At 65.2% G+C, this 8,857-nt stretch carries 9 protein-coding genes; 1 reads left to right on the top strand and 8 read right to left on the bottom strand.

Annotated elements, in window-relative coordinates; translation table 11 throughout:
* A partial coding sequence (locus KDH09_04895; GenBank protein MCB0219011.1) for a DMT family transporter occupies window positions 1–644 on the bottom strand: 644 nt, incomplete at its 3' end.
* Between the two features lie 106 nt (window positions 645–750).
* Here KDH09_04895 and nagZ point away from each other — a divergent pair.
* On the top strand, window positions 751–1,827 hold the full coding sequence (nagZ, locus tag KDH09_04900; GenBank protein ID MCB0219012.1) for a beta-N-acetylhexosaminidase: 1,077 nt from the start codon (window positions 751–753) through the stop codon (window positions 1,825–1,827).
* Window positions 1,828–1,878: 51 nt separating this feature from the next.
* On the opposite strand, the gene KDH09_04905 is transcribed toward nagZ, so the two are convergent.
* The 7 genes from KDH09_04905 to KDH09_04935 all read right to left on the bottom strand — a co-directional run.
* On the bottom strand, window positions 1,879–3,366 hold the full coding sequence (locus KDH09_04905; protein MCB0219013.1) for a hypothetical protein: 1,488 nt from the start codon (window positions 3,364–3,366) through the stop codon (window positions 1,879–1,881).
* Complete coding sequence (locus KDH09_04910) at window positions 3,324–4,082, bottom strand: hypothetical protein (GenBank protein MCB0219014.1); 759 nt, start codon at window positions 4,080–4,082, stop codon at window positions 3,324–3,326. Before KDH09_04910 ends, KDH09_04905 begins: the two co-directional genes overlap by 43 nt.
* A gap of 3 nt (window positions 4,083–4,085) precedes the next feature.
* A complete protein-coding gene (dut, locus tag KDH09_04915; protein ID MCB0219015.1) occupies window positions 4,086–4,538 on the bottom strand; it encodes a dUTP diphosphatase in 453 nt (150 codons plus the stop codon).
* 101 nt (window positions 4,539–4,639) lie between these two features.
* Window positions 4,640–6,931, bottom strand: coding sequence for a polyribonucleotide nucleotidyltransferase (gene pnp, locus KDH09_04920; GenBank protein ID MCB0219016.1), 2,292 nt, complete (start codon window positions 6,929–6,931; stop codon window positions 4,640–4,642).
* 179 nt (window positions 6,932–7,110) lie between these two features.
* On the bottom strand, window positions 7,111–7,380 hold the full coding sequence (rpsO, locus tag KDH09_04925) for a 30S ribosomal protein S15 (protein MCB0219017.1): 270 nt from the start codon (window positions 7,378–7,380) through the stop codon (window positions 7,111–7,113).
* Window positions 7,381–7,527: 147 nt separating this feature from the next.
* Window positions 7,528–8,523, bottom strand: a complete 996-nt coding sequence (truB, locus tag KDH09_04930; protein ID MCB0219018.1) for a tRNA pseudouridine(55) synthase TruB — start codon at window positions 8,521–8,523, stop codon at window positions 7,528–7,530.
* Between the two features lie 14 nt (window positions 8,524–8,537).
* On the bottom strand, window positions 8,538–8,857 hold a 320-nt coding region (locus KDH09_04935; protein MCB0219019.1), incomplete at its 5' end, for a bifunctional oligoribonuclease/PAP phosphatase NrnA.

Below are 8,857 nucleotides of genomic sequence, written 5' to 3' on the forward strand. Positions count from 1 at the left end.
ACCAGCACCCAGCCCCACTCGCGCGGGGTCGGCACCTGCCAGTCGGCCAGCGCAAGCGGCAGGGAAATCGCCGCGCCGCCCATGCTCATGGCGGCATAGATGGCCGGGGCCTCGTCGGTGCGACGAAGCTCGCGGATCACGACAAAGGCGCAGCCACCCAGCATCCCCGAGATCAGCCCGAGCGCGGTTCCAAGCTCCACGCCGAAGGCGCCGATGCGCGGGGCGAAGATGAAATAGAGCCCCGAAGCGGCCAGCCCCAGAGAGACGGCGTTGTGGCGGTTGAAGCGCTCCTGCCCGAAGAGCACGGCCACCACCAGCGCGAAAAACGGAAAGGTGTTGTTGAGCAGGGTCGCCACGCCGATGTGCACGTGCTGGATGGCAAAGAAGAAACACGTCACCGCGCCGCCGGCGATGATCCCGCGAAGTGCCAGCAGGCGGCGGTTGTGGAACTCCAGGCGCACCACGCCGATCCCGTGCAGGCCCCACATGGCCAGCCCGGCAAAAAAGAAACGCAGGAAGGTGACCTCGGCGGCGGGCAGCGGCTTGGCCGCGCGCACGCCCAGCACCATGACCGAAAAGCCTACCGCCGCCACGAGCACGAGGGCCGGACCGTTGTCGGAGATTTTGTCCCAGATGCGCTTCATCGGATGAGGCCCGCCCCCGCGTGCAGGCGCGCTCAACCTACGAGGCGCGCCCGCGCGCGGTCAAGGGCCCTCCCCTTTCGATTGCGGCTCTGGTAGAAAAGCCCGCATGAATCTCTCCGAACTCTCGAACGAAGAGCTGGCCGCGCAGCTCATGGTCATCGGTTTCGACGGAACGCGCGTCAATGATCACCTGGCCGCATGGCTCAAGCGCGGCGTGGGCGGCGTCATTCTCTTTCGCAGGAATGTGGGTTCCCCGGAGGAAATTCTCGCCCTGTGTCGCGAGATCCACGAGCGCGCGCGTCTCTCGCCTCCCATCATCAGTATCGACCAGGAACCGGGCCTCATCGTGCGGCTCCGCGCGCCCTTTACCGAGTGGCCGGGCGCCGCGGCGCTGGGAGCGACCGGCGATGAGAAGTTGATCGAGGAAGTGGGCGCCGCCATCGCGCGCGAGCTCAAGGCCGTCGGCATCAACACCGACTGGGCGCCCGTTGCCGACGTTCACTCCAATCCAAAGAACCCGATCATCGGCCCGCGCGCCTTTGCCACCAGTCCCGAAGAGGCCGGACGCCTCTCGCGCGCCTTCATCCGGGGAATGCAGGGCGCCGACGTTGCCGCCTGCGCCAAGCACTTTCCAGGCCACGGCGATACCGCGACCGACTCCCACATCTCGCTGCCGGTGGTAAAGCGAGCGCGCAATGAAATAGAGGCCACCGAGCTGCCGCCCTTTGCAGCCTGCGCGGCCGAGCACGTCGCATCCATGATGAGCGCGCACGTCCTCTACCCGGAGATTGATCCCGAAAATCCGGCGACCATTTCCCCGGCGATCATCACGGGCATCCTTCGCGAGAAGCTCGGTTACGACGGGGTCGTCGTGACCGATGATCTCGCCATGGCGGGGATCGCCGCTGGACGCCGGCACGAGCAGATTGCCGTGGATTCCGTTCGCGCCGGTTGCGACATCCTGCTCGCCGGCCAGGATTTTCCCAATCAGGAGCGCTACCTGCGCGGCGTTGCCAATGCCGTTGAGAGCGGCGCTCTCTCTCGCGAGCGCGTCGAGCAATCAGTCGCGCGAATCCTTGCGCTGAAAGAGAAGTTCGTAGCCATCCCGCCGGAGTCCGTGCCCGAAGACGTCATCGGCTGCGCCGCCCACCAGGCGCTCGCCGCGCGGGCTTCTGCAGTTTGAACAATCGAGTCCCCTCTCCCTGAAAGGGAGAGGGGTGTTCTGCACTGATTTCTAGGGAAGCACATCCTTCACCTTGCGGGTGTAGGTCTCAAGCGCACCGGCCAGCCAGGAGGCCTCGGCCTCGGCATTGAGGGCGCGCTCGCGCTGCACCTCGGAGATCCCTGCCACCTGCGCCATGCGGGCGGCCCATTTCTCGGCCTCGGCGGCGCGGCCGGTGAGCAGCATGCCGCGGTATTGTTCGTGCGCAGCGGCAAATTCCACGCGCGGGTCTTCAAACAACAGAATCGAAGCCTCTTCCATCGCGCCGCCTTCGGTCCCGACATCGAGGACCTGTTCGGCTTCGGTGCAGCTCGCACGCCCGAGTGCCAGCTCACACCGCAGCGACCACGCGCCGTCGTTGCGTTCGAGCGAGATCGCCCCGCCGTTTTGCGCCAGCTCGCCGCTTACCCACGCCTTCCAGAACTCGCTGACCTCCGAGGACCAGCGCATCGAGTAATCCAGCCACGGCAGCGCCGCCTCGAACTCACCGGCGGCCATCTGGTGATCGGCGTAGATCTCGGCGGCGGCGAGCTGTTCATAAGTCGGCGGTTCTTCGCTTTGCGGATCGGCCGGAAGCGCGGCTTTCACCTTTTCGAGCGCGCCGCCGGCCGCTTCGAGGTGGTACTCGAAGGCGCGCACGTCGGGACGATTGGGATCAAGCGCCAGCGCGCGCGTCACCAGTTCGAGCGGCGAGCCGCCGCCCTCCCCGCTCCACATGCCGCCGCTGGCCGCGTGCAGGCATTCGGCCACCTCGTGGGCGCAGCGCTTTTCATGAAGCGGTCGCGCCGCCAGCACCCGCCGCGCAAGCGCCCGTTCGGGCCCGGTGGGCTCTGGCGCCCTGTCCAGCTCCGCGCGCCAGGCATCGGCGAGCTCGGCGATCTCCTGCCCCACGGGCGAGCCGGTGCGATAGAAATCCTCAAGCGAGCCCTGCAGCACGTCCGAGTCGAGCAGGAAGGAAACGAAGGCACCGGCCATCGGGTAGGCCACCCGCGGCGAGAGGCTCCAGAAAGCAGTGCCGCTCAGGAATGCAGCCAGATCGAAATCGGGCTTTTCTTCGAGCACCGCGCGGGCGAGCCCCTGCGCGGTGTAACCCTCGTCGAGGTCTTCCTGCTGCGAGACTGCCAGCCCCTCCAGCATCGCGATGTTCGGTGAGATCCCCACGCCGGGGAAGGCCCAGTCGGCTGCCACCAGGTGCACCAGCTCGTGACGAAGCACGTCGTGGGTGCGGCTGCTCATGTGCAGGTAGAGCTCGCGCTTCCACGGGCGGGTGACCACCGTGTGAGCGGCGCCGATCACGCGGCGCTTGCTCTCTGCGCTGGCGAAGAGAAACACACTCATCTGCGGCACGGGATCGATTCCCAGCCGCTCGGCCACGTGCTCTGCCTGGTAGTCGGCGCGCGCCGCCAGCAGCGGCAGGTCACGCCGCACCCGTGGGGAATCGGCGTCGGCGTGCCAGGTCACGTGACGGCCCTCGAAGGTGACGCCCAGTTCCTCTGCCACGGTGCGCGCCAGGGGTGGATCCCCACGCGCGCGGCCTGCACGAAGCTCAGCGCAAAGAGCGCCAGCAGCGCCACGCCCGCGATGCGCGGGAGATGACGCCGAAGAACGATGCCGCCGCCAAGCGCTATCAGCCCCGTTGCGAGCAGCAGGGCCTGCGCCCGCGCTATCAGGATCGGCAGCTCGATGGGAACGAACTCGTCGTAGAGAACGCCGGGCCAGTAGCCCAGAAAGACGTTGTAGAGCCGGAAGCTCAGCCCGAAGTAGGCGCGCGCGCCCATCACCAGCGCCGCGCCGAGAATCACCAACACGTGGAGGATGAGCATTCGCCGACGCGAGGCGCCCAACGCGCGCAGGCAGAGAACCTCCCCCAGCACGAGCACGCTGCCCACGCCGGGAATGAGCGCGAACCAGGCGATGCCCTCGCCCACGTCGCAGCTTCCGACCACCACCTGCGCAAGGAGCGGCAGAACGAAAGCGATTGCAAGTGAAGCAAGGATTCGCCCGCCCGCCCGGGCGATCTCGGAGAAAAGCGGCCGGGGGTGACTGAGCGCACCGATCGCGCCGGCGCCGCCGACGAGCAGCACCGCCAGGTTGGCGGCCAGCGCATATTCAAAGTGAAAGGCCCAGTAGAGCGGCTGCGAGAGCAGCCATCCCAGCACCAGCGCCTGCGCGAGCAGGGCAAGTGCAAAAGGGCTCATGCGGGGCCTTGCGTTCACCACTCAGCTCTTCCGCACGCCCGTCGAACCGAAGCCGCCCTCGCCGCGTTCGGTATCGGAGAGATTCTCCACTTCCTTGAACGCGCCCTGCACCACCGGCGCAATGACCATCTGCGCGATGCGGTCGCCGTGGTGGATCTCATAGTCTTCGCTCCCCATGTTGATGAGGATGACCTTCACTTCGCCGCGGTAGTCGCTGTCGATGGTTCCGGGCGAATTGGGCACGCCGATTCCGTGCTTGGCCGCCAGCCCGCTGCGCGGGCGCACCTGCGCCTCGTATCCCGGCGGCACTTCAATGGCCAGGCCCGTGGGCACCATCACCCGCGTATGGGGCGCGAGCGCCAGTGGGTTGTCCAGGCAGGCGTAGAGATCGGCGCCCGCAGCGCCGGGGGTCTGATACTCGGGGAGCCGCGCGCCCGGGTGCAGGCGCTGAACGGCGATGGGAATCTGGGGCATGGTTACCTTCCTCGGTCCTGTTACTTAGCCGATCCGGGGCCCGGAAAAGAAAAGACCCGCCTGTTTCCAGGCGGGTCTTTTGAGGTTCACTTCAGACGCTCTTAGCGACGACGGCTGCCGCCACCGCGACCGCCACGATCACCACCGCGGTCTCCGCCACGGGGACCGCCGCGACCGCCGCGATCACCGCCACGGTCACCACCGCGGCTGGCGCGACGCTCGGCGTCCTCTTCGAGCTTGGCGCGGAACTCCGCAGGCGGCTCGGTCGGGGGAACGGGCTCCTGGAAGGGAAGCTCCTCGGGATCCATGTAGAGCACGGCCTTGCGCGAGAGGCGGATGCGGCCCTGCTGCTGGTCGATCTCGACCACCTTCACGACCACCTCGTCGCCTTCCTTGATCACGTCGCCGGGGTTGGCAACGCGACCAAAGTCGATCTCCGAGACGTGAAGCAGGCCCTCGAGACCCGGGATGAGTTCGATGAAGGCACCGAAGTCCACGATGCGCGTGGCCTTGCCCTTGTAGACCATGCCGAGCTCCGCCTCGCGGGTGAGCTCCTTGATGATCTGGATGGCCTGCTCGGTGTTCTCGGGAACGCTCGAGGCGATGCTCACGCTGCCGTCGTCCTGGATGTTGATCGAGCAACCGGTCTTCGCGATGATTTCCTTGATGACCTTGCCGCCCGAGCCGATGACGTCGCGGATGCGATCGACCGGGATCTGGATGGTCGTGATGCGCGGCGCATACGGGGAGATGTCCTCGCGCGGGGCGGAAATGGCCTCGTTCATCTTGCCGAGGATGTGCATGCGGGCTTCGCGCGCCTGCTCCATGGCCTTGTGCATGAGCTCGGAGGAAAGACCCTCGATCTTGATGTCCATCTGCAAGGCGGTGATACCGTTCTCGGTGCCGGCCACCTTGAAGTCCATGTCGCCCAGGTGGTCTTCGTCACCGAGAATGTCGGTGAGGATCGCGGTCTTGTCACCTTCCTGGATGAGGCCCATGGCCACGCCGGCCACGGCGCCGCGGATGGGAACACCCGCGTCCATCAAAGAGAGCGAACCACCGCACACGGTCGCCATGGAGGACGAGCCGTTGGACTCGGTGATCTCGGAGACGACGCGGATGGCGTAGGAGAAATCCTCGGGATCGGGCAACACGGCCTTGATCGCGCGCTCGGCCAGGGTGCCGTGACCGATCTCGCGGCGGCCCGGTCCAAGACGGAAGCTCGTCTCACCCACCGAGTAGGGCGGGAAGTTGTAGTGCAGCATGAAGCGCTTGAAGAACATGCCCTCGATCTGGTCGAGGCGCTGCTCGTCATCGCTGGTGCCCAGGGTCGCGGTCACGATCGACTGGGTCTCGCCGCGGGTGAAGAGCACCGAGCCGTGGGTGCGCGGAAGCAGGCCCACTTCGATGTTGATCGGACGCACCGTTACCAGATCACGACCGTCGATGCGCTTTCCTTCGTCGACGATGGAGCCGCGCATGCGCTTGGCCTTGAGCTCGTCGAAGTAGGCCTTGAGCGCCTTGCCCTTCTCGGCCAGCTCCTCTTCGGAATACTGGGAGAGGGCCGCCTTCTTGGCGATCTTGTAGTTCGCGTAACGCTCGATCTTGTCGGTGGTGCTGAGCGCCTTGTTGAGGCCCTCTGCGACGAGGCCCTCGAACTTGCTGCGGTCTTCGTCGGTGAGCGGATCGATCACCTCGGGCATTTCGCGCTTGGGCTTGTTCACCTTGCGGGCGAGCTCTTCCTGGGCCTCGAGCACCGGCTGGATCGCCTTGTGACCAAACTCCAGAGCGTCGAGCATGTCCTGCTCGGACACTTCCTGGGCGCCGGCCTCGACCATGACGATGGCCTTCTTCGAACCAGCCAGGAAAAGGTCGATGTCGGACTCGGCCATCTGGTCGGGAGTCGGATTGGCGATCAGCTCGCCGCCCACGCGGCCCACGCGCACGCCGGCGATGGGGCCGGCGAAGTGGATGTCGGAGACCATGAGCGCCGCCGAAGCGCCGATCATGGAAATGCCGTCGGGCTCATTCTCACCGTCGGCCGACATCACGGTCGCAATGATCTGCGTGTCGTAGTGCCAGTTGTCGGGCAGCAACGGGCGGATCGGACGGTCGATGAGGCGGCTGGTCAGGGTTTCCTTGTCCGTGGGGCGGGCCTCACGGCGGAAGAAGTTACCGGGGATCTTTCCCGTTGCGTAGAACTTTTCCTGGTAGTTGACGGTCAGGGGGATGAAGTCGGTGTCGGGCCGCACGTCGGGCATGGCCACGGCGGTGACCAGTGACATGGTGTCGCCGTAGCGAACCATCACCGCGCCGGAGGTCTGTTTGGCGATTTCGCCGGTCTCGATGGTGAGCGGGCGCCCGCCAAACTCAACAGTTACTGAATGTTTCATGTGTTCTCTCTTTTCTCTTTTCTCATCTTTATTAGAAGCAAATTTGGGTGGTGCACGGCCCGGTCGCGATTCGACGCTCAGGCGTACACACGAAGCCGGCAGCAAGTCGCCCCGTGGCGCTTGCTTGCCGGCTCGTCAGCCTCGTCTGGAACCATTCCGTCGGATGCTGCGAAGACTTCTTACTTGCGAATACCGAGCTCACCGATCAGCGAGCGATAGCGCTCGAAGTCATTCTTCTTGAGGTAATTGAGAAGCCGGCGACGCTGACCAACAAGCTTGAGCAGGCCGCGACGGCTGCTGTGGTCCTTGCTGTGGTCCTTGAAGTGTCCGGTCAGCGAGTTGATGCGCTCGGTCAGGAGAGCAACCTGCACCTCGGGCGAGCCGGTGTCGGACTCATGGGTGCGGAACTTCTCGATCAATCCACTCTTGGTTTCTTTTGCCAGTGACATTCCAGCTTATCCTTTCGGCCATTCCCGGCCGCGTGGGTATTTTGTGTTCTGAAATCGGTGGTTGGTGCTGGGCCAACGCCGACCGGCTATCCCCTCAATCAGAGGGCGCCACGAACTCAGGGCGCGCGAAGCTATCACGGCCCCGGTTCAAAGTAAAGATGTGCCGTTTTTGAAGGTTCTAAAGGGCCTGAGAACCCAGGGGGACTCTTCGACGTCCCGCTCGGCCCGGGTGCTCTCGGCCACCACAAAGCCCTTCCCGCCCCGGTCGGCCAGGCGGACGTAGCCGCCCCGCGGCAGGGGCCCCACCCCGGCCAGGGCGCTGGAGGCTTCCAGCTCGTCCATGGAGCGGTCGTGGCCCTGTGAGAGCTCCAGGTAATCGGCCCGCGAGATGGCGAACTCGGGCAGCCAGCCCAGCAGGTCGTCGGGTCCCTGGATGGCTTCATCGAGCCGGCCACCCTCTGCCAGCTCGCGGAGCTGGTCTAGGCTGTAGGCGTTTTCAAGATTGTAGGGTCCCACCCGCGTGCGAACGAGCTCGCTCAGCAGGCCGCCCGTGCCCAGCAGCTTGCCCAGGTCGTGGGCCAGCGAGCGGACGTAGGTTCCCTTGGAGGCCTTGATCTCGACTTCGAGCTCCGGCGCTTCGTAGCGCAGGATGTCGAATCGCTCGATCCGGATTTTGCGGGCCCGCGACTCCATGTCGAAGGTCTCGCCCTTGCGCGCGCGCTTGTAGAGCGGCTTGCCCGAGACCTTGATCGCAGAGAAGATCGGCGGGGTCTGCATGAACTCGCCGCGGAAGTTCTCGTCGATGGCTTTTTCGATTTCCTCGCGCGTGGGAAACTCCGCGATGCCGTGATCGGTTACTTCACCGGTGCGATCATAGGTGTCCGAGGACTGCCCCAGCCGGATGACCGTGCGGTATTCCTTGTCGAGCCCGGTTACCAGGCCTGCCAGTTTCGTCGCCTTGTTCAGACAGATCGGCAACACGCCGGTGGCAAAGGGATCGAGCGTGCCGGTGTGGCCCGCCTTCTTGACCCGGAAGATCGTCTTGACGGCCTTGACCGCCTTGAACGAGGTCAGGTCGACCGGTTTGTCGAGGATAACGAGCCCGTGCAGGTCGTCCCGCTGGGCTCCACGTTCCTTGCTCATCGAGTCTGGATTCCTCACTTCAATGATGCTTCGATTTTCTTGATAAGATGGTTACGGACTTCTTGACGGGTGCCCTTCAGGGAGAGCCCCGCCGCGAACTTGTGCCCGCCGCCGCCGAAGGAGTTGGCAATCGCGCCCACGTCCAGATAGCGCTTACTGCGCAGGCTGACGCGCCAGTCGCCCTTGTCTATTTCTTTGAAGAAGATCGCCACTTCCACCGATCCGATGGAGCGCGGAAAGTTCACGATCTCATCGAGCAGGTCGTAGCGGTCGCCATGGGCGAGCATGGTCTTACGATCGGCTGTCACGGAAGCCCACGCCCCGCGCTTACCGG

The sequence above is a fragment of the Chrysiogenia bacterium genome (assembly GCA_020434085.1).
GTDB lineage: Bacteria > JAGRBM01 > JAGRBM01 > JAGRBM01 > JAGRBM01 > JAGRBM01.